At 73.2% G+C, this 20,783-nt stretch carries 15 protein-coding genes and 3 tRNA genes; 4 read left to right on the top strand and 14 right to left on the bottom strand.

Annotated elements, in window-relative coordinates:
* Positions 1 to 129: 129 nt before the first annotated feature.
* The 4 genes from ACVW19_RS10270 to ACVW19_RS10255 form a co-directional block, all read right to left on the bottom strand.
* Positions 130 to 2,073: an ABC transporter ATP-binding protein gene (locus ACVW19_RS10270; protein ID WP_457458584.1), complete on the bottom strand. Its 1,944-nt coding sequence runs from the start codon at positions 2,071 to 2,073 to the stop codon at positions 130 to 132.
* Positions 2,073 to 3,806, bottom strand: a complete 1,734-nt coding sequence (locus ACVW19_RS10265; RefSeq protein ID WP_457458582.1) for an ABC transporter ATP-binding protein — start codon at positions 3,804 to 3,806, stop codon at positions 2,073 to 2,075. Before ACVW19_RS10265 ends, ACVW19_RS10270 begins: the two co-directional genes overlap by 1 nt.
* A gap of 145 nt (positions 3,807 to 3,951) precedes the next feature.
* Complete coding sequence (locus ACVW19_RS10260; protein WP_457458580.1) at positions 3,952 to 5,406, bottom strand: xylulokinase; 1,455 nt, start codon at positions 5,404 to 5,406, stop codon at positions 3,952 to 3,954.
* 61 nt (positions 5,407 to 5,467) lie between these two features.
* Positions 5,468 to 5,773, bottom strand: a complete 306-nt coding sequence (locus ACVW19_RS10255; protein WP_457458578.1) for a YtxH domain-containing protein — start codon at positions 5,771 to 5,773, stop codon at positions 5,468 to 5,470.
* A gap of 180 nt (positions 5,774 to 5,953) precedes the next feature.
* On the opposite strand from ACVW19_RS10255, the gene ACVW19_RS10250 reads away from it, so the two are divergent.
* The 4 genes from ACVW19_RS10250 to ACVW19_RS10235 all read left to right on the top strand — a co-directional run bounded on the left by ACVW19_RS10250 (position 5,954) and on the right by ACVW19_RS10235 (position 7,432).
* Positions 5,954 to 6,026 (top strand) — tRNA-Asn (locus tag ACVW19_RS10250).
* Between the two features lie 5 nt (positions 6,027 to 6,031).
* Positions 6,032 to 6,104 (top strand) — tRNA-Asn (locus tag ACVW19_RS10245).
* 220 nt (positions 6,105 to 6,324) lie between these two features.
* A tRNA-Ile gene (locus ACVW19_RS10240) sits at positions 6,325 to 6,401 on the top strand.
* Between the two features lie 737 nt (positions 6,402 to 7,138).
* A complete protein-coding gene (locus tag ACVW19_RS10235; RefSeq protein ID WP_457458577.1) occupies positions 7,139 to 7,432 on the top strand; it encodes a hypothetical protein in 294 nt (97 codons plus the stop codon).
* A 26-nt stretch (positions 7,433 to 7,458) separates the two neighbouring features.
* Here ACVW19_RS10235 and ACVW19_RS10230 read toward each other — a convergent pair whose 3' ends face one another.
* From ACVW19_RS10230 to ACVW19_RS10185, 10 genes are all read right to left on the bottom strand, one after another.
* Positions 7,459 to 8,130: an ANTAR domain-containing protein gene (locus ACVW19_RS10230; RefSeq protein WP_457458575.1), complete on the bottom strand. Its 672-nt coding sequence runs from the start codon at positions 8,128 to 8,130 to the stop codon at positions 7,459 to 7,461.
* Between the two features lie 391 nt (positions 8,131 to 8,521).
* On the bottom strand, positions 8,522 to 9,559 hold the full coding sequence (locus tag ACVW19_RS10225; protein WP_457458573.1) for a rod shape-determining protein: 1,038 nt from the start codon (positions 9,557 to 9,559) through the stop codon (positions 8,522 to 8,524).
* 159 nt (positions 9,560 to 9,718) lie between these two features.
* Positions 9,719 to 11,212: an acyl-CoA synthetase gene (locus ACVW19_RS10220; protein WP_457458571.1), complete on the bottom strand. Its 1,494-nt coding sequence runs from the start codon at positions 11,210 to 11,212 to the stop codon at positions 9,719 to 9,721.
* Positions 11,213 to 11,343: 131 nt separating this feature from the next.
* Positions 11,344 to 12,123 (bottom strand): FkbM family methyltransferase, encoded by a 780-nt coding sequence (locus ACVW19_RS10215; protein WP_457464528.1) that lies wholly within the window; start codon positions 12,121 to 12,123, stop codon positions 11,344 to 11,346.
* A gap of 95 nt (positions 12,124 to 12,218) precedes the next feature.
* The gene (locus ACVW19_RS10210; protein ID WP_457458569.1) at positions 12,219 to 12,542 is read right to left on the bottom strand and encodes a Trm112 family protein; all 324 of its coding nucleotides are present in this window, start codon (positions 12,540 to 12,542) and stop codon (positions 12,219 to 12,221) included.
* Positions 12,539 to 13,453 carry a DMT family transporter gene (locus ACVW19_RS10205; protein ID WP_457464526.1) on the bottom strand — a complete coding sequence of 305 codons (915 nt, stop codon included), beginning with the start codon at positions 13,451 to 13,453 and terminating at the stop codon, positions 12,539 to 12,541. Before ACVW19_RS10205 ends, ACVW19_RS10210 begins: the two co-directional genes overlap by 4 nt.
* A 26-nt stretch (positions 13,454 to 13,479) precedes the next feature.
* Entirely contained in the window at positions 13,480 to 14,235 is a 756-nt protein-coding gene (locus ACVW19_RS10200) for a class I SAM-dependent methyltransferase (RefSeq protein ID WP_457458567.1), read from the bottom strand.
* Positions 14,232 to 15,521, bottom strand: coding sequence for a condensation protein (locus tag ACVW19_RS10195; protein ID WP_457458565.1), 1,290 nt, complete (start codon positions 15,519 to 15,521; stop codon positions 14,232 to 14,234). The genes ACVW19_RS10200 and ACVW19_RS10195 overlap by 4 nt, the downstream gene beginning before the upstream one ends.
* A complete protein-coding gene (locus tag ACVW19_RS10190; protein ID WP_457458563.1) occupies positions 15,518 to 19,990 on the bottom strand; it encodes an alpha-(1->3)-arabinofuranosyltransferase domain-containing protein in 4,473 nt (1,490 codons plus the stop codon). The genes ACVW19_RS10195 and ACVW19_RS10190 overlap by 4 nt, the downstream gene beginning before the upstream one ends.
* Positions 19,987 to 20,739 carry a class I SAM-dependent methyltransferase gene (locus ACVW19_RS10185; protein ID WP_457464524.1) on the bottom strand — a complete coding sequence of 251 codons (753 nt, stop codon included), beginning with the start codon at positions 20,737 to 20,739 and terminating at the stop codon, positions 19,987 to 19,989. The genes ACVW19_RS10190 and ACVW19_RS10185 overlap by 4 nt, the downstream gene beginning before the upstream one ends.
* Positions 20,740 to 20,783: the final 44 nt, after the last annotated feature.

Below are 20,783 nucleotides of genomic sequence, written 5' to 3'. Positions count from 1 at the left end.
CCCCCGCTCCTCAAACGCCGGAGGGGCTGATTCCAGCCCGTCCGGCGTTTGAGGACGAGGCCGTTCAGGCCGAAGGGGTCTGGGGGCGCAGCCCCCGGGGACGGGAAGGGGCGGCGGGGGCGAAGGAAATCAGTCGACCTCCGCGACCGCCTCCGCGAACTGGGCCTTGTACAGCCGGGCGTACGCCCCGCCGGCGGCCAGCAGCTCCTGATGCGAGCCCTGCTCCACGATCGCGCCGTTCTCCATGACGAGGATCGTGTCCGCGTCCCGGATCGTGGAGAGCCGGTGCGCGATGACGAACGACGTACGCCCGTGCGCCAGTTTGGCCATCGCCTTCTGGATCAGCACCTCGGTACGCGTGTCCACGGAACTCGTCGCCTCGTCCAACACCAGGATCACCGGATCGGACAGGAACGCCCGCGCGATGGTGATGAGCTGCTTCTCACCCGCGCTGACCCCACTGCCCTCGGCGCCCTCGGCACCGTCGTCAGCGAGCACCGTGTCGTACCCGTGGGGCAGGGTACGGATGAACCGGTCGGCGTGGGCCGCCCGCGCCGCCTCCTCGATCTCGCCGCGGGTGACCTCGCGCGCGGCCCCGTAGGCGATGTTCTCCGCGATGGTGCCGCCGAACAGCCAGGTGTCCTGGAGCACCATGCCGATCCCGGCGCGCAGTTCGTCCCGGGACATGCGCGCTATGTCGACGCCGTCGAGCGTGATGCGCCCGCCGGACACCTCGTAGAACCGCATCAGCAGGTTGACCAGCGTCGTCTTGCCGGCGCCGGTCGGGCCGACGATGGCCACCGTGTGCCCCGGCTCGACCGTCAGCGACAGGTCCTCGATCAGCGGTTTCTCGGGGTCGTAGCGGAACGCCACGCGCTCCAGCGCCACCCGCCCGCGCAGCTCGGCCGGCCTCTCGGCCGGCGAGACGTCGGCCGACTGCTCCTCGGCGTCGAGCAGTTCGAAGACCCGCTCGGCCGACGCGACACCCGACTGCACCAGGTTCGCCATCGAGGCGACCTGCGTCAGCGGCATCGAGAACTGCCGCGAGTACTGGATGAACGCCTGCACGTCACCGATGGACAGCGAACCCGACGCGACCCGCAGCCCGCCGACGACCGCCACCAGCACGTAGTTGAGGTTCGACACGAAGAGCATCAGCGGCTGCATGACGCCGCTGTTGAACTGCGCCTTGAAACCGGCCTCGTACAGCGCGTCGTTCTGCTCGGCGAACTGCTTCGCCGACTCCTCCTGCCGCCCGAACACCTTCACCAGGGTGTGCCCGGTGTACATCTCCTCGATGTGCGCGTTGAGCGTTCCGGTCGTACGCCACTGCTGCACGAAGTGCGGCTGCGACCGCTTGCCCACGCGGGTGGCGACCACGAACGACAGCGGCACGGTGATCAGCGCGACCAGCGCGAGGATCCAGGAGACGTAGAACATCATCGCCAGCACGCCGACGATGGTCAGCAGCGAGTTGATCAGCTGGCCCATCGTCTGCTGGAGCGTCTGCCCGAGGTTGTCGATGTCGTTGGTCGCCCGGCTCAGCACCTCACCGCGCTGCCGCTTGTCGAAGTACGACAGCGGCAGCCGCGACAGCTTCGTCTGCACGTCCTCGCGCATCCGGTACATGGTGCGGTTCACGGCCCCGTTCACCAGCCGCGTCGCCACCGCCATCAGCAGACCGGCGACCCCGAACACCGCCAGCGCGAGCCCGAGGACACCGCCCACGGCGGTGAAGTCGATGCCGTGGCCCGGGGTGAAGTCGGTGCCGCGGAGCATGTCGGCGACATCGCCCTCGCCGCGCGCCCGCATCGCGTCGAGCACCTGCTCCTTGGTGGCCCCGGACGGCATGTCCCGTCCGACGACGCCCTCGAAGACCAGGTCGGTGGCCCGGCCGAGGATCTTCGGCCCGACCACGCTGAGGCCCACGCTCAGCACCGTGCAGGCCAGCAGCACCCAGAGGGTCAGGCGTTCCGGCTTGAACCGGGCGACGAGCCGTCTGCCCGACTCCTTGAAGTTCAGCGACTGCTGGTCGGGGCCGCCCCCGGCCATCATCCGCGCTGCTCCCGCCATCAGGCGGCCTCCGCTTCCGTCAGCTGGGAGAGCACGATCTCCCGGTAGGTCTCGTTGTCCGCCATCAGTTCGTGATGCCGTCCGGTGCCGACGATCCGGCCCTCGTCCAGGACCACGATCCGGTCGGCGTCCCGGATGGTCGCCACCCGCTGGGCGACGATCACCACCGTCGCCTCGGCGGTCTCCTCGGCCAGCGCCGCGCGCAGCGCCGCGTCGGTGGCGTAGTCGAGCGCGGAGAAGGAGTCGTCGAAGAGGTAGATCTCCGGGCGCCGCACCAGCGTCCGCGCGATCGCCAGGCGCTGGCGCTGACCGCCGGACACATTGGTCCCGCCCTGCGCGATGGGCGCGTCGAGCCCGCCCTCCAGCCGCTCGACGAACTCCTTGGCCTGCGCCACCTCCAGCGCGTGCCACAGCTCCGCGTCGGTGGCGTCCGGATCGCCGTACCGCAGGTTGGTCGCCACCGTCCCCGCGAACAGGTACGGCTTCTGCGGCACCATCCCCACCGTCCTCGCCAGCAGCGCCGGGTCGAGGTCCGCGACGGGCACGCCGTCCACCAGCACCTCGCCCTCGGTCGCGTCGAACAGGCGGGGGACCAGCCCGAGCAGGGTGGACTTGCCGCTGCCGGTCGAACCGATGACGGCGGTGACCTCACCGGGACGGGCCACCAGGTCGACCGACCTCAGCACCGGCTCCTCGGCCCCCGGATAGGAGAAGCCGCCGCCCCGGATCTCCAGATGACCGTGCCGGCGCAGCTCGGTGACGGGCGCGGCGGGCGGCACCACGCTCGAGGAGGTGTCCAGCACCTCCTGGACGCGCTCCGCGCACACCTCGGCCCGCGGCACCATCATGAACATGAAGGTGGCCATCATCACCGACATGACGATCTGCATCAGATAGGCGAGGAACGCGGTCAGATCACCGATCTGCATCCCGCCGCTGTCGATCCGGTGCGCACCGAACCACACCACCGCGATCGACGACAGGTTCACCACCGTCATCACCACGGGGAACATCAGCGCCAGCAGATTGCCGGCGCCCAGCGACACCTCGGTCAGCTCGGCGTTGGCCTTCTCGAACCGCCGCTGCTCGTACGCGTCCCGGACGAACGCCCGGATCACCCGGTTGCCGGTGATCTGCTCGCGCAGCACCCGGTTCACCGTGTCGAGCCGCTCCTGCATGGCCCGGAACAGCGGACGCAGCCGCCGCACGATCAGCGTCACGCAGATCCCCAGCACCGGCACCACCGCCACCAGCACCCCGGACAGCGGCACGTCCAGACCGAGCGCCATCACGATGCCGCCCACACACATGATCGGCGCCGACACCATCAGGGTGAACGACATCAGCACCAGCATCTGCACCTGCTGGACGTCGTTCGTCGTACGGGTGATCAGCGAGGGCGCGCCGAAGTGACCGAGCTCACGCGCGGAGAACGACTGCACCCGGTCGAACACGGCACCCCGCACGTCCCGTCCCAGGGCCGCGGCGGTCCGGGCGCCGTAGTACACGGCACCGATGTTGCAGACGACCTGGGTCAGCGAGATGCCGATCATCAGGGCACCGGCGGACAGGATGTAACCGGTGTCCCCCTTGACGACACCGTCGTCGATGATGTCGGCGTTGAGGGTGGGCAGGTAGAGCGTGGCGCAGGTCTGCAGGAACTGCAGCAGCACCAGGAGGACAATGGGTCTCCTGTACGGCCTGAGGAAGGTCCGTAGAAGTCGTATGAGCACGCTGAATCTCTCGGCTGGTCGGCGGGAGCGATCGGTTGCCCCTGGCCCCTATCGTCGGACACCCCACCGGCGTTACCTCAAGTGAATTTAACCCGCCACGCGCGCTCATGACGCGAACCTCATGACGTGGCCCTCCGGCTCGCGTTCAGGTCAGGAACGCCCCCGGGTGGGTCTGCTCGCGCACCGACACGAACTGCTGGCGCACCGCCTGCCCCACCGCCAGGTCCTCGCCGGGCTCCAGCACCTGCGCCGCCGCGCCCTGCCAGAGCGGCGGCGTACGCGGGTCGAGGGTGCCCTGGGACACCCCGAGCGCCCACGCCGCCTGCCGGGCGGCGCCGATCGCCGCGTAGTCCGCGGGCTGCGGCACCACCACCTGTGCCCCGAACAGCGAGGGCGCCGCCGCCTGCACCGCGGGCAGCTCCGCGGCCTGGCCCAGCAGGAACACCCGCCGGACCTCCACCCCTCGGCCCCGCATCACGTCCAGCGCGTCCGCGAGCCCGCACAGCATGCCCTCGAACGCGGCCCGCGCCAGGTGCTCCGGCTTCATCGACTCCCGCCGCAGCCCCGACAGGGTCCCGGCGGTGTGCGGCAGGTTCGGCGTCCGCTCACCCTCCAGGTAGGGGAGCAGCACCAGCCCGTGCGAACCCGGTGTCGACTTCATCGCCAGATCGGACAGGCTCTCCAGATCGGGCAGCCCGAGCAGCTCCGCCGTCCCGCGCAGGGTCCGTACGGCGTTCAGCGTGGTGACGACCGGCAGATGCATCCCGGTGGCGTCCGCCAGAGCGGTGATCATGCCGTTGGGGTCGTAGAGGGCCTCGGGGTGGACGGCCATGACGGACCCGGAGGCACCCAGCGAGACGACGGCGTCGCCCAGCCCGATCCCGAGCCCGAACGCCGCCGCCATCGTCTCCCCGGTACCGGCCGAGATCAGCAGCCCCTCCGGCGTCGCACCGGCGGCGTCGGCCGGGCCGATCACCTCCGGCAGCATGGTCCGGTGCCCGAGCGCCAGCTCCACGAGGTCGGGCCGGTAGTTGCCGGTCGCCGCCGCCCAGTAGCCGGTGCCGGAGGCCCCGCCCCGGTCGGTGGTCCGGCGCACCGGACGGCCGAGGAGCTGCCACACCAGCCAGTCGTGCGCCTGCAGCAGCACGGCGGTGCGCGCCGCGTTCTCGGGCTCGGTACGGGCCAGCCAGCGCAGCTTGGTGACCGGGTGCGCGGCCTGCGGCACACATCCCACCGCCTGCGCCCACGCCTCCCGGCCGCCCAGCGCGTCGATCAGGTCGGCCGCGGCGACCTGGGTCCGCTTGTCGGCGCCGACCATGGCGGGCCGCACGGTGTTGCCCTGGGCGTCCAGCGGCACCAGCGCGTTCGCCTGCGCGGAGACCCCGATGGCCTGCACGCCCTCCAGCAGTCCGCCGCCCGCCGCCTCGCCCAGCGAGTACAGCCAGACCTGCGGGTCGACGTCGGACGGACGGCCCGTGCCCTGGGGGTTCTCCACCGGATGTGGCGCGTACCCCTGTTTGAGCACGGTTCCGGTGTCCGCGTCACAGACGACGATACGAGTGAAATCGGGCGCACTGTCCAACCCGGCGACTATCCCCATGGCCGAAATTCTGCCGTACCCGGCAACATCACGACTCAGGGCCCGTGTCGCACCGCGGGCCCTAGGTGTTGCTGGTGCCCCAGTCGTCCTCGCCGGCGCCCTGCGCGGTGCGCTCGCGCAGGGTGCGTACCCGCTGCGCCACCGAGTCGGGCATCCGGTCCCCGACCTTGTCGCTCACCGCGTGGTACGCCTTGCCCGCGATGTCGCGGCCCTGCTGCGCCGCGGTCTCCGCGGTGTTGCGCACGGCGGGGTTCTGCGCGAACTGCCGCGCGGACTTCTTCAACTGCTCGTAGCGTTCGCGCCCGGCCCTCGTGCCCAGCACGTAACCCAGGACGACTCCGGCGACGAACGTGAGCCGGTAACGCATGGCGGCCACCCTTCCCTCGTGTAGGACCGTGTGCGGGACAGCACAGGTCTTCGGTGCGGCGACGACGCCGGGGAGTACCGATTGGCAAAGCACCCCCCTGCTTGCGCTAATGTATGTGTCGCAGCGAGCGCGCGCCCTCTGGCGGATACCCAGGGAGGTGCGTTCGATGCAACGAGGCATTCCTCCGTAGCTCAATTGGCAGAGCAGCCGGCTGTTAACCGGCAGGTTACTGGTTCGAGTCCAGTCGGGGGAGCTCGGTCCTCCGTAGCTCAATTGGCAGAGCAGCCGGCTGTTAACCGGCAGGTTACTGGTTCGAGTCCAGTCGGGGGAGCATGCTGAACGAGGACCCCTCCGGGGTCCTTTTTCATGCACGTTTCATGCACGTTTCATGCTTGTTCCACGCCTGTTCGCTGCCCGGGGGAACCGTGCGTGACTGGCAGCAGTCCTCATGGTCACGAAGGCCGTGCGCAGTCGATCATTGAGGCAGGAGATCGTATGAGCGGCTATGCTGCGGCAGACGGCACGCACACCTGTGCACGACACGCCGCTATGGGGCGGTAGCTCAGCCGGTTAGAGCAACGGACTCATAATCCGTCGGCCGTGGGTTCGAGTCCCACCCGCCCCACCACCGAACCACGGGAAACGCTCGCTCCGCCGCCGAGGGGCGAGCGGCATGCCCTCCGAATCCCCCTCGGAGCCCCTCCGGGCCCACCTCCACCCCTCGCTACGAAGGGGTGTCCGGCCGCTCCTCGTCGGCCACGAACGAGCCCATGCCCGAAGTGGTGACGATCAGCTTCTCTCCGCGGAGCGCCGCAGTCGCCTTACGGATCGTGACCCGCGCAACCCCGAACTCCGCTTCGAGTTGAGCGCGGGCTTGGAGCAGTGCTTGTGGAAGCTGCCGGGGTCGTGCGTGCGGCTCCGACCCAGAGCCGCGGAACGTGGTCCCTCCGGGTGGGAGGGGATGCCGTGTGTGCAGCCGGCCGGCCGCCGCCCCGGTCGGAGCGCAGCCTCGGGGTTGTGCCGGGCGGGGTGTTCCGCAAGGTAGGCCGTGAGCGCCGACACCGGACGCGGCGGCAGAGGCACGTTCCGCGTGCCGCCGGATCAGGTTCACGTCTCGCACCCGCAGCAAGGCCGGCGCACCGGCCCGCAGACCGGTGCAGGCCGCCGTCCGCACCACCAACCCGTACGGTGCCGCCCGGTTGAGCGCGGACGCGACGGCCTCAGGAGGTCACGGCACCCGCTCCACTCATGGAAGGGCGCCGTGCCCTGTCAGTCCGGTCCGGTACCTTCCCGTCATGACCGAATGACGAGGACCACCTCGACAAGAGCCCGTCAGCTGCCCAAAGGGGCAAGGCGGCCGAGTACTTGGTCGAGTACTTGGTAGCGGCCTCCTGCGTCCGCGCCACCCAGGGTGAGCTGAGCGTCTCGACGTCCCAGGTCGACGACGCGGGGGTGGATCCGGTCTTCCACCACATCGCGCGTGGCTCTGGACGCAATCCTGGTCCCATCCTCGTGGGCGCACCAGGTCGAAGGAGGGAAACGGGCAACCTGACGCTGCGTACGAAGGACCTCCACGCGAGCGCGCTGTCGACGATCCCGCCGGACCTCGACGAGGACGGCGAGCCGCGGCCGGACGTGCCGGTGGGCGTGCCCTCCTGATCCGTCACCGCAGCCGAGGTCCCGGCTCAGAGCCGGTGGTGGGCGAGGGCCGTGGCCAGGGCCTCCCGTACCTTCTCCGGAGGGCGGGGGCCCGTGCGGCCGGCGTCGGCGGTGACGGCCGCGGCGACCGTGCGGAGGCCGGTGCCGGACAGCCGGGAGGCCTCGCGCAGGACGCGCCAGGCGGTGTCCGAGCTGCAACCGTGGGAGGCCATGAGGATGCCGCGGGCCCGGTCGATCACCGGCCGGGCGGCGATGGCCTGCCGGAGCCGCTCGACCTCCTCCTCCGTCATGTGCGCCCGGTCCGTCCCGTGCGGGGCCGGGGTGGAGGGCGCGGGAGCGCCGACGCGGCGCGGGGGCCGCAGCGGGTCGGTGGTGTCCAGACCGGCGAGTTCCAGGAGGCGGCGCGGCTGACCGTTCCAGCGGGTGGCCGTGACCGGCACCGACCGCCGGCGGCCGTGGTCGCGCAGCACGTCCAGGAACCGCAGACCCGCCGTGTCCATGAAGCGCACCCCGCTCATGTCCAGATCGACCCGGGCCGTGCGGGCGGGCAGCCGGGCCAGCTTCTCGGCGAGGGTCTCCGCGCATCCCCGGACGAGCTCACCGCGTGGGGTGAGCAGGGCCCGGTCGGCGTCCATGCGCCCACCGATGACCAGGACGTCGTGCCGTCCGGAGGAAGGGGATGGTGCCGCGGAGGTCATGTCACCGCCTCGTCGGTACCCGTACGTGGCCGGGCGTCGGGTTCGGTCGCCGTGGACCGGGCGGCGGGCAGTGCGGGGTCCGGGCTGCGCTCGCGGATGCGCCTGCCCGCTGTACGACGTCCTACACCCCCCCGCTTTTCGAACCGGCGTGATTCCGGCGGCACGGGTGCGGTGACCGGGTGCGGGGTCACGCACCGGGGCGACAGCACGCGTGACCGCACCTCGACCCCGGAGCAGGGCCGGCGGGCGCGGGGCGCGGGCCCCGTGCGGCCCGGCCGCGGCCGGCTGTGGGCGGGCGGCCGCAGGCTGTGCAACGGGTGGGATTCCGGTCCTCCGGGCAGCCCCGGCGACGTTCGCCGTCCGAACCGGCTGCCGGAACCGCGGGCCCGGCTCAGGTGGCCAGTGGGTCCAGGGACAGGGGGGCGATCTTGCCCTCGAGCATGGCGCCCAGGCCCTGGACGGCGCACACGTCCGGCCGCTCGGCGATGTGCACGGGCATGCCCGTCGCCTGCCGCAGCATCTGGTCCAGGCCCGGCAGCAGGGCGCTTCCGCCGACCATCATGATCCCGCGGTCGGCGAGGTCGGCGACCAGGTCGGGCGGGCAGCCCCGCAGCACCTTGCCGATCCCGTCCAGCACCGCGGTCAGCGGGGTCTGGATGGCGTGCCGCACGGCGGCCGTGTCGACCTTGACCGAGCGGGCCAGGCCGGTGGCGACGTCCCGGCCGTGGATCTCCGTCGACTCCGGGCCGTGCGGGGTGAGCCCGTTGCCGGACAGGGCCAGCTGCAACGGCCGTACGGACTGGCTCGGCAGCATCAGTTCGTGCTGGTGGCGCAGGTGCTGGACGATGGCGTTGTCCACGGCGTCACCGCCGACCGGCATGCGCTCGGCCGTCACGATCGACCCGAGGGAGAGCACGGCCACCTGCGTGGTCGCCGCCCCGCACACCAGGATCATGGTCGCCTCGGGACGTTCCACCGGCAGCCCGCAGCCGACGGCGGCGGCGATGAGCGTGTCGACCAGCTCCACCCGGCGCGCGCCCAGCCCCACCAGGGTCTCGATCGCGGCGCGCTGGGCGAGCGGATCGGCGTCGTGCGGGGTGCAGGCGGCGGCGCGCAGGCCCGGTCGGCGGCGCAGCGTGCGGCGGATCCGGTCGCCGAGCAGATGCCGCAGCATCCGCTGCGCCATCTCGATGTCGACGACGGTGCCGCCGGAGACGGGCCGTACGACGCGGATGTAACCCGGCGTCCGTCCCGTCATCCGCTCCGCGAGTTCCCCGACCGCGATCAGCGCGCCGTTGCGGGTGTTCACGGCGGCGGCGGACGGCTGGTCGACGACGAGACCGGCACCCTTGACGTAGACCCGGGTACGGGCCGCTCCCAGGTCGACGGCGAAGTGGCAGCGGCGCAACTGCTCCAGACTGGCTGTCACGGCAGATCCTCCCGAGTGCGCGGGCCTGCGGGCCGCCGGGCGGCGGACCTCATGACCATCCTGCGCGGATTCGGGGGCGTCCGCTCGTTATGGCTCGTTATGGAGGGCCGGTCGGGGGGCCGCCGAACGGGGGATCTCGGGTGCGGTGGGGGCTGCCGGTCAGCCGTCGTGCAGCGCCCGTTTCATGATCTTCCCCATGTCGTTGCGGGGGAGCGCGGCGAGGAGGTGCAGCACCCGGGGGCGTTTGTGCGGGGCCAGACGGCGGGCGACGTGGTCGGCCAACTCATCGAGGGCGGGCGGGGTCCGGTGGTCGGCGGGGACGACCCACGCCACGATCCGCTCGCCCAGGTCGGCGTCCGGCTCCCCGGTCACCGCCGCCTCCCGGACCCCGGGGTGTTCCAGCAGCGCGTTCTCGATCTCCCCGGCGCCGATCTTGTACCCCCCGCTCTTGATCAGGTCGGTGGCCTTGCGGCCGACGATCCGGACGTAGCCGTCGGCGTCGCGCACCGCCATGTCACCGGTGCGGAACCAGCCGTCGGCGGTGAAGGCGGCCGCGGTGGCGTCCGGCCGGTTCAGGTACTCGGTGAACAGGTTCGGGCCGCGCACCTGGATCTCGCCCACGGTCTCCCCGTCGTACGCCGTCACCGGCGTCCCGTCCTCCTCCACCAGGCGCAGCTCCACACCCGGCAGCGGCACGCCCACGGTGCCGGGGCGGGCCTCGCCGTCCGCGCGGACGCTGGGCAGGGGGTCCGGGGGTGTCCACCGGGACGAGCACAGCATGAGCGTCTCGGTCATGCCGTACCGCTCGACGACCCGGCGCCCGGTCGCCGCCGCGATCCGCTCGTGGTCGTGCACGGGCAGTGCCGCCGACCCCGACACCAGCAGCCGCGCCCCGGCCAGGGCCTTGACCAGCTCCGGCTCGGTGGGCAGCGCCTCCGCGACGCGGTGGTACATCGTCGGCACCCCGAACAGCATGGTCGCTCCGCCGCTCAGTTCACGGGTCACCCCCTCGGTGCTGAACCTGCCGAGGTGACGCACCGAGCCGCCGCGGCGCAGCGGGCCCAGGACGCCCAGGACCAGCCCGTGCACGTGGAACAGCGGCAGCCCGTGCACCAGGACGTCGTCACCGGTCCACTGCCAGGCGTCGGCGAGCGCGTCCAGGGTCGAGGCGATCGCGCGGCGGGGGATGACGGCGCCCTTGGGCGGGCCGGTGGTGCCGGAGGTGTAGACGACCAGGGCCGGGTCCTCGTCCCGCCCCCGGTCCTCGGGGAGGGGGCGGTCGCCCGGGACCCGGTCGGCCGGGTCGACGTCCAGGCGGGCCAGGCCGTCCAGCGGGGCGGGGAGCTTCTCGCCGGGGGCGGCGAGGACCAGGTCCGGGGTGCTGTCGGACAGGATGTGGCCGAGTTCCTTCCCGCCCGACCGGGGGTTCAGGGGCACCACGGTCACCCCGGCGAGCAGCGCCGCGGTGACCGCGACCGCCGTCTCCAGGGTCGGCGTCGCCCAGACGGCGACCCGCCGCGCCTCCCGCACGCCGCCGGCCACCGCGCCGGCCGCGGCGGCGAGTTCCGCGTACGTCAGTGAGCGCTCACCGAACCGGAGGGCGGGCCGGCCGGCGGCCGGGGCGTCGGTCAGGGCCGGGAAGAGAGAGGGCACGCGTCGTACTCCTTAACCGTTCGGCTGTGCGGCCGTCGTTCCGGTTCTCGTTCCCCGGTACCACCGCGACCACGACCCCTCTGTACACCATCGACCGGACCGGCGGACGGGCGGGCACTCGCCGGCCTCCCCTAGGGGGACGGTTCGCGGAAGGTGCGGGAGTCGTCGTCGTTCGCCGGGGGTGCTCCGGGGCGGCGGCCGTCCGGGAGGAACAGCACCGAGTTGACGTAGCGCGGGCCCCGCAGCGGGCCGTAGGGCAGGACCCGGCGGAGCAGACCGTGCGAGGCGACGTGGGAGACCCTGGACTGATGGGCCTCCAGCGGGAAGCGGGCCAGCGGGACCCAGGAGCCGGCGGGCAGCACCCAGCCGTCGTAGCCCAGCAGGGACAGGTACGTCACCACGGGCGCGATCGGCTGGATGCGGGACTCCAGCTCCACGAACAGGGCCGGGCGGTCGCGGGCCAGGACGCCGGTGGCGCCGCGCAGCACCGCCGACTCGTTGCCGTCCACGTCGATCTTGATGAAGCCGACGTCCTTCAGGCCCAGTCCGTCCAGCGTGACGCAGGTGACGTCCAGGGCGTGGCCGTGGATCTCCCGGCGGACCAGGGACGACACGCCCCGGTCGCCCCCGTCGTCCGGCGGGAGCCACAGCCGGGCGACGCCGGAGCGGTCCGAGGCGGCGGCACGGACCACGCGGACGTTCGGCGGGGAGGACGCGGTGAGCAGCCGGGCCAGGTGGGGGACCGGTTCGACGGTCACCACACGGCGGGCGCGCCGGGCCAGCCGGTGCGTCCAGGGGCCGTACCAGCCGCCGACGTCCACGGCGGTGTCGCAGTCCGGTGGGCACAACTCGGCGAGCCGGGCCAGTTCGGGTTCGAAGCGGGGGTAGACGGCGCGGGCCGCGGCGGCCACCACCGGGGTGGGCAGGAACGGCGCCACGCGCGCCGCGAGCGTGGTCCGTGCGGTCCGTGTGGTGGGCGAACGGTCGTTCCGGCCGTTCGCGGGTGTCACGGGGTCGCTCCCGTGGCGCCGGGATCTCCGGTGCGGTCCGCAAAGACGTGGCGGTCCGGCAGGTGGTCCTCGGAGATACGGGCCAGCAGTCTCTCGTGCTCCTCCTCCGAGACCTGCTCACCGGAGGACGGGAGCAACTGCGGGATGCCGTCGAGGACCGGATAGCGGCGGCGCAGGCGCGGGTTGTAGAGCGCCTCCTCGAGGCCGCCGTCCCCGTCCCCGTCCCCGGCCGCGGAGGCGGCGGCGGTGGTGAGCAGGTGCAGCGGGCCCTTGTCGAGCGGGCAGACCAGAATCCTCAGCAGCGGGTCGTCGGGCTTCATGGTGGCGTCAACTCCTCGGTGGAGGTGGGAGATCGGGGGGTGGTGTCGTGCTTCGGCATGACCAGCAGGACGGCGACCGCGAGCACCGTGCCCGCCACCCGCAGGGCCAGCCGCAGCGGCTCGTCGGGCAGTTCCTCGCCGAACGACAGCGTGCCGAGCACCGCCGTGTACAGGCAGGTCACGGTCGTGCACACCGGCACGATCAGTGAGGCCCGGCAGCGCTGGAGCGCCGCCTGCGACAGCACCAGGCCGAACGCGCCGGTGAACAGCAGCAGATACGGGTAGGGGGAGCGCAGCAGGTCGAGCAGCGCGTCGCCGATGCCGCTGGTCGTCAGATGGCTCGACACCCCCTTGACGGCGAGCGAGCTGACCCCGTAGAGCAGGCCGACGGCGACCCCGTACTCGACGCCGGTGGTCGGCATCCGGTGCGGGTGCCGGGCGCGGCGCTCGGCGTACCGGTAGAGCCACACCCCGGTTGCCAGCGACGGCAGGCACACCAGCAGGATCAGCGGGTACGGCGCGTCCCGGCCGACGGTGTCGGCGCCCGCGCCGCCCTCCTTCAGCGACAGCACCACCATCAGCAGCGCGAGCAGGACGGCGCCCAGCGCGTACCGCTCCCGGACGGTGGTCCGCTCGCCGAGCAGCCGCGCCGACAGCATCACCAGGAGCACCAGGCCGGAGACGAACAGGCCCTGGGCGGCGGCGATCGGCAGGGTCCGGTACACGACGAGCTGGGCGCCGAAACCGGCGGCGAGGGACAGCGCGCCGGCGATCCACAGCGGGCTGCCGAGCACCAGCCGCAGCAGCCGCGCCGGCCGGTGAACCGTCACTTCGGGCAGGGTGGAGAGCGCCCGCTTCTCCAGGACGAACCCGCCGCTGTACAGGACGTTCGACACCAGGGCGGCGGCCACTCCCCACCACATCGTCCCCGGCCCCCTTACGACCGACGGGCGTGCAGCAGCAGGATCGACGCGAGCGGTGGCCGGGCACAGGCCAGCCGGTCCAGCATCCGCAGCGGACGCGGCACCCCGTGGAACGGGGCGCCTTCGAGGCGTACGACGGTGAAACCGGACGCGGCGACGAACTCCCGCAGCGCGCGGGCGGTGTAGAGCCGCAGGTGCCCCACCACCTCCGAGCCCGGCCGGCCGTGGATACCGCGCAGGCTGACCTCGGAGAACACCGGCTGCACCCCGGCCAGCAGCAGCGCCCTGTTGTACCAGGCGGCCAGATTGGGGGTGGACAGCATCAGATGGCCCCCGGGACGCAGCACCCGGTGGATCTCCTCCAGGGCCGCGTCCGGGTCGACGAGATGCTCGAGCACCTCGCTGAACAGCACCGCGTCGGCCGATCCGGAGGCGAACGGCAGTCCGCCGTCGGTGAGTTCGCCGCGCACCGCGTACGGCAGCCGGGTGCGGGCCCGGGTCAGGGCGTCCTGGGACCAGTCGACGCCGACGAGCCGGTGGCCGTGCAGGAGGGGCGCGGCGGTGGCCGCGGCGGAGCCGTCGCCGCAGCCGATGTCGAGGATCGTCCGCGCGGCCCCGGTCCCGGCCGGGCCGAGCGCCCCGGCCAGCATCCGGGCCTGGCGGAGGCTGCGGGAAGGGCCCGAGGCCACCGGGACTGCGGGGTTCTCGTAGAAGTCGCGCAGGTCGCGGGCCGAGGACGCGGTGGTCGCGGTGGTTGCGCCTGTCGTCACGGGGTCGCCTCCGTGGAGTGCAGATGGTGCGCGAAGAGGTCGTGGAGGTGGGCGCCGTCCGCCTGCCCCAGCAGCGCCCGGGACCAGCGCACGGACAGATGGAGCCGACCCGCGGTGGAGGCGGTGGCGAAGGTGAGGCCGCGCGGCATCCGCGACGGCGCCGAGAACCACACCGCGCGTGCGCTGCCCGCCTCCTCGCCGAAGTCCAGCGGGTACGGGGTGCGGCCGACGTTGCTGAGCAGCGTGGTCGACAGCAGGGGCGCCGCCGCCCTGCGCAGGGCGCGGACGAGGACCCGGCGGGCGGCGACCGGAGCCCAGGGCGCGGTCAGCAGATCGGCCCCGTGGCCCAGTTGGGGACGGGAGAGGGACTTCAGGGCACGGGTGCGCAGAGCGGTGCGGTGCAGCAGACCGGGCAGGTCGGAGGTGTCCAGCTCGGCGAGGGCGAAGGGGACCTCGACCAGTCGGGTGCCGTTGCCGATGGGCATCGTGGCGTCCCTGGGACGGTCGTCCACCGGCATGGTGATGCGCAACGGACGCGGGCGTGCGCCGCGCTCGCGGTTCCAGTGGGCGAGGGTCAGGGCGGTGGCGACCATGAGCTGGTCGTTGACGGTGTACGGGGCCCCCTTGGGCCGGTGCGGCAGCGGGAGTTCGGAGACGATCAGCCCGTTGCCGGTGCGGTGGCCCGGGTCCGGGGTGCCGGGAGCCACCCGGGCGGGCGGCGACCAGGCGGAGGGCGTGTCCGGCGCGTCGGCCTGCGCGAGCTCGGGCCGCCGTACGGGCGGTGCGGCGGCGGAGTTGTCCCTGCCGCCGTAGATCTCGGCGGCGGTGGCCAGGACGCGCAGGCAGGCGGGGCCGTCGAGCGCGGTGTGGTTGACGGTGAGGAGCAGCGCGGCGCCCGCCCCGCCGGACTCGGTGGTCCCCGGGGCGTTCACCACCTCCAGACGGACCGGCGGGGACGCGGTGAGCGGGGGCGCCTGGGTCAGGGTGCGGGTGCGGGCGTCGTGCAGGGCACCCGGACCCGGCGGCGCGAAGCTCACCACCTCCACGTCGGGCTCGTCGGTCAGCTCCCATTCGTAGCGGCGCCGGTACCAGGGGCCGGGCGCCTCGCGCATGAGGATGCGCGGGTGCCGGCGCAGGGCCTCCAGGAACGCCTTGCGCAGGCGGCCGGGTTCCAGTTCTCCGGGGAGGTGTACCTCGATGTGCACCGTCTCCGGTTCCTCGTCCTGGACGCAGTGCCGGGACACCTCGTCCACCACGGGGAACGGGATACGCAAGGGTGCGGTCATCCGGCCGATCCCCTTTCCGCCGGCCCGCCGCCCGCCGGCCCGCCGCCCGCCGGCCCGCCGCCCGCCGGGCCGTCCGGGCCGCCCGCCGCCTGCGCGCGGGGAAGCTGCCGCGTGGGCGTCTTTGGGCCGGGCGGCGGGGGTGCCGGAGCGCGCGGCGGCACCGCAGGCGGCACGGCCGTCTCGTGCCCCGACGCGTCGTACTCCGCAGAGTCGTATCCCGGCCTGTCGGCGGCGCCGGTCCCGTACTCGGTCGGCCCGGTCCCGTCCGTCCGGCCGGCTCCCCAGCCGTCCTCCCGGACCGTGCGTCCGGACCCCGGTCCGCCGAGGCTCACCAGCGCCGCGAACAGGCCGGTCAGTGCGAGCAGTTGGGCCAGGTGCCCGAAGGCACCGGTGCCCGCGCCGGGCGGCTCCCCGGCTCCGAGGGCCGCCATGATCCCCGCTCCCGCGAGGGCGGCCAGTGCCACCGGGACCAGCAGGGCGGCCCTGCGCCACGCGAGCAGCGCCAGCGCCGGGACCAGCAGCGCCCACCAGCCCGCGATCACCACGCCGACCAGCGTCAGCGCCACCACACCCAGCCACGGTCCGGGCGCCGGCGGTGCGGGCTGCGGCGCGTGAGCGTTCTCGGGGTTCTCGGCCCTGCGGCGCCACAGCGCCAGCCCGATCAGCACCGCGATCCCGACGCCGCCGCCGATCAGCGCGGCGTCGTACAGCGTGGCGGGACCGTAGGACAGCTTCACGGTGCCGCTCTCGCCCGCCGGGATCAGCCATCCCTGCTGCCAGCCGTCCAGCCGCACCGGTGTCAGTTCCTCGCCGTTCAGGGTGGCCGTCCAGCCCTTGTTGTAGTTCTCGTACGTCGTGAGGTACGAGGCGGCGCCCGAACCGACCGACAGCTCGCGCCGGTCGCCCAGCCAGTCCTCGACGGTCAGCTCGCGCCCGGCCGCCGAGGCGTCCGGCACGGTGCCGCGGGTCAGGGTCAGGGCGGTGACGGTCAGCGGGCCCGCGTCACCGGCCTCGACCCGGTGCCGACCGGCGGACAGCTCCAACGCCGTTTCCTCATCACCCTCCTGACAGAGCGTCACCTCGACCGGGCGCCGCTCCACCAGGTCCCCCACCGTCCCCTTGACGCCGGTCTCGTGCAGCTCACCGTCGACGGCCAGCACCGGTCCCTCGCCGCACGCCAGGGTGAACTCCCGGTCGGCGGACGGCTGTGGGGTGCGGTACTCGTCGAGCGCCGGGACGTAGACCTCCGTCAGGCCCACCGGCAGGTCCAGGTCCTCGCCGACGACGGGGTTGTGCAGGGTGAGCGGTGCGGTGCGGGTGATCGTGATGTCGAGCCGGTCCGTGGTGATCGCCGGGAAGCGGACCATGCCGTTGTCGTCGACCCCCGCGATCGCCGCGCCGTCCGGGGAGCTGATGTGCACCTCGGTCGGCCTGGTGGACAGGCCCCCCGCGGCGGCCAGGACGACCTCGTCGACGGGTTGTTCGCCGTCCCAGCTCAGATGGACGACCGGCCGGTCGCCCGCGATCCAGGCGGTGGTCAGGTCGCCGTCGGTGAGGTTGCGCGCGGTCAGGCCCGCGCCGAGGCGGGCGGTGGAGTCGGCGGTGGCGGTGATCCGGGCCTGCTGCTCGGGCGCCACCTCGTACAGCAGGCGGTCCAGCGCTTCGCCCGGCACGGCCACCGCGCTCGCCGCGACCTCGTACGTGCCCGCCGTGCCCGTGGTGAACAGGCGGTGCAGCCCGTTCTCGGTGCCCGTGGGGGACAGCCCGGTCGGGTCGGCCGAACGGTGCAGCGAGACGACCTGGGCGGCGGCGGTCGACTTCTCCGAGTCCGTGGGCAGCCGCAGCAGCCGGGTCACCCGCACGTCCGGCAGGTCGATCTCGGAGAAGCCCGCGCCGCCCAGACCGGTGTGCTGCGAGACCGAATCGACGATCGTCAGCTTCATCCAACGCGTCTGACCCGCCGGTGCCTTGACGTCCTGTTTGGTTCCGTTCGCCTGGAGGAAACTGGTCTCGGAGCCCCGCTCCGTCTCCACCCGCACCCTGGTCGCCGCCGCCCGCACACCGTCCTGCGGCAGCGGGGCGACGCCGAGGGAGTCCGGCATGTCGTAGCCGTCCTCGAAGGCGATCCGCAGCCACTGCCCGTCCGGCGAGCCGGCCGAGCCCTCCGCCCAGGCCGTGTCCGGGTTGCCGTCGAAGGCGTTCACCGGGTCGTACTGCGGCAGATGGAACAGCCAGTTGCCGTACGAGGACGCCGACACCGAACGGGCGCCGCGCAGTTCGGCCACCGTCTGATGGGCCAGGCCCTCCGTGGGAAGGATCTGGTGCGGCCGCTCACCCGCGTCCTGCACGGCGTCGGGCGCGTTGCGCTCGTCAGGGGTGTACGTGTACGACGTGTTGGAGTTGACCAGGCCGAACCGGGTGTCCGCGTACCGCATCCCGTCGCCGGTCACCTGTATGGGCGGGGTGCCGAGCCCCGGGTGGCCGTCGCCGGTCAGCACGGCCGGCCGGCCGCGCAGCTCGCCGGCCAGCGGCAGCAGGGACTCCGGGCCGCCGGAGACCACGGCGGTGTCGGCGATCGGGGCCAGCGAGGCCTGTCCCGGACGCCGGACGTCCGCGCCGGTCGGGCGGTAGATCTCCACCGCCCGCTGCCGCGGGTACAGCCCCTCGACCTGGAGCGGGGTGTCGTTCGCGATCACTCCGCCGGTCGTGACCGGGCCGAGTCCGGTGACCCGCTCGTACCCGGACTGCGTGAGGGTGCGCTTGACCGTCGCGGTCGGCACCTGCCCGATCTGGTCGGGGTCGAGGTCGTTGCGGACGACGACGTAGTACAGGCCCGCCCGGCTCAAGTAGTCGGCGAGTCCGGGGACTTCGGCGCCGGTCAGCAGGGCCTGCTCGACCGCGTCCATGGCCCGCCGGTTGCCCGGGGTGCCGAACGGCACGTAATCGCGTTGCGCCCAGCGGGAGTCGGCTACCACGTCCAGTGGCTGGTCGATGGTCGAGCCCCAGGTGTGGATGCCGTGCGCGGTCGCCGGCACCACGAGGGCCCGGGAGTCGGGGGAGTGCTTCCCCAGCCAGTCGGCCGTGGCCTGCCAGTACGTGGGGATCTCCCGGAACGAACCCGGCCCGAGGATCGACCCGTTGAGGTACGGCCACATCAGTCCCGGCAGGACCAGCGCCGCGGCGACCAGCGGCGCGAAGCGCCCGCCCCGCACCCGCCGCCGGACCCCGTGCGCACCCTCGGCCGTCCGGGGCCGCGCGGCCGTCCGGGACCGCGCGGCCTGGCCCACCAGGTGGGCCAGGCCCAGCACCAGGGCGAGTGCCAGGCCCGTCTGGAACTTGTAGATGTTGCGGAACGGCGCCAGCCAGCCGTCCAGCCAGTCCTGCACCACCGAGTGGAACGGGGCGCCGAACGCGCCGCCGTACCCGGCGAGCAGCACCAGCACCGTCACCAGCACCGTCAGTACCAGCCAGCGCCGCTCCGGCAGGTCCCGCCGGGCCAGCCCGGCCAGGCCCAGACCGGCCGCGAGCGCCGAGCAGACGATCACGAGCACCGAGGAGGCGACCGTCCAGCCCGCGGGCAGCCACGCCTCACCGAAGTTCAGGTACCCCACCCAGTTCCCGGCCCCGCGCAGCGCCTCGGTGGCCGACATGGTGTCGGTCGTGGTCCGCGCGGTCTCGATGTAGGGCAGGAAGTTCTCGCCGTACACGCCGAGCAGCAGCAGCGGGATCCACCACCAGGCGGTCGCCACCGCGACCGCGGGCACCCACCAGGCGATCAGCCTCCACCGGCGCGGCCCCGGCGGCCGGGACAGCAGGTACAGGCCCACGGGCAGCAGCGACGCCAGTGTCGAGGCCGCGTTGACCCCGCCCATGAAGGGGACCAGCAGCGCCGAACGCAACGCCGCGACCCGGGGCGCGTACCGCTCGTCCGTCAGCGGCAGCAGCACCCACGGCAGCAGCGCGCCCGGCAGGGCGGCGGCCGACGTCGAGCCGATCACCGTCGTGAACAGCGGCCACAGCGCGTACGCCGTCGCCGCGAGCAGCCGGGACGCCCCGTTGCCCACGCGCAGCCGTTCCGCGAGGCGCAGCGCGCCCCAGAACGCGACCGACACGATCAGCGACAGCCACAGCCGCTCCGCCAGCCACACCGGGAGCCGCACCAGGTCGGCCAGCCAGTAGAACGGCAGCATCGGCCACAGGTAGCCGACGTACTGGTTGTGGACCCCGCCGAACGACCCCTGGTCCTGCCAGAGTTGGCCCAGGTCGGCCAGGAACCGGCCCGGGTCTACGGTGACGCCCAGCTTGGTGTCGAAGGTCTGCCGCCCCGGCTGCACCGCCAGGAGGAGGGCGAACACCACCGCCCAGAAGCCCAGCAGCCAGCGCCGCGACCGCGGGCCCTCGGGTGGGCCCGCGGCGGTCGCGGTGCGGGGGACGGCTGCCGGAGGGGGAGCCTGGACCGTGGTCGTCATTCGGGACACCGCCGGAGGATGAGGAGGAGGTTCCACGTAGCGAACTCACGCAGGCCGGGCACCTTGACCACGGCCTCGGTGAGGAACGGCCAGTAACGGGAGCGCGCCGAGACGATGTGTACGTCGGCGCGGCCGCGTACCTGCCGCAGGGTGGTGCCGATGTGCACCGGGAAGAGGTTCTCGCCGAGCGTGTGCTTGGCGGGCCTGCCGGTGCGGCGCCGGTAGCGGGCGCGGGCCCGCTCGGCGCCGAGGTAGTGCCACGGGGCCCATTCGTGCCCGCCCCACGGCGACAGCCAGTTGGTGAGCGACACGTAGATGAGCCCGCCCGGCCGGGTCACCCGGGCCAGCTCGCTGAGGAAGGTCTGCGGATCGGCCACGTGCTCCAGGACGTTGGACGAGAACGTCACGTCCGCGGCCCCGTCGCGCAGCGGCAGCAGGTAGCCGTCCGCGAGGACGGTCCCCTCGGGCGGCTTCTCGGCCAGCTCCCGCGGATCCGGCTCGAACAGGAAGGCGTCCGCGCCGCGGCGGCGGAACTCCTCGGTGAAGTGCCCGCAGCCCCCGCCGACGTCGACCACGACGCGGCCCGCGACGGGCCCGTCGTACGCCTCGACCTGGTCGGCGGCGTCCCGGGCGAGCAGCGCGTAGCAGGCGTCGGGGTCCTCCTGCTCCCGCATGAAGGCGCGGAACAGGGCGAGGGAACGGCGCGGGGAGGGGTCCTTCAGAGCGCCGGTCCTGCCCCTGCCGCTCATGTCCTCGCCGCCCCCGCCTCTGTCGCCCGGCCCTGCCTCGGTCA

This window comes from Streptomyces sp. TE5632 (assembly GCF_054061295.1).
The sequence above is the reverse complement of the archived record's forward strand: the minus strand, read 5'-3'. Positions and strand labels throughout refer to the sequence as shown.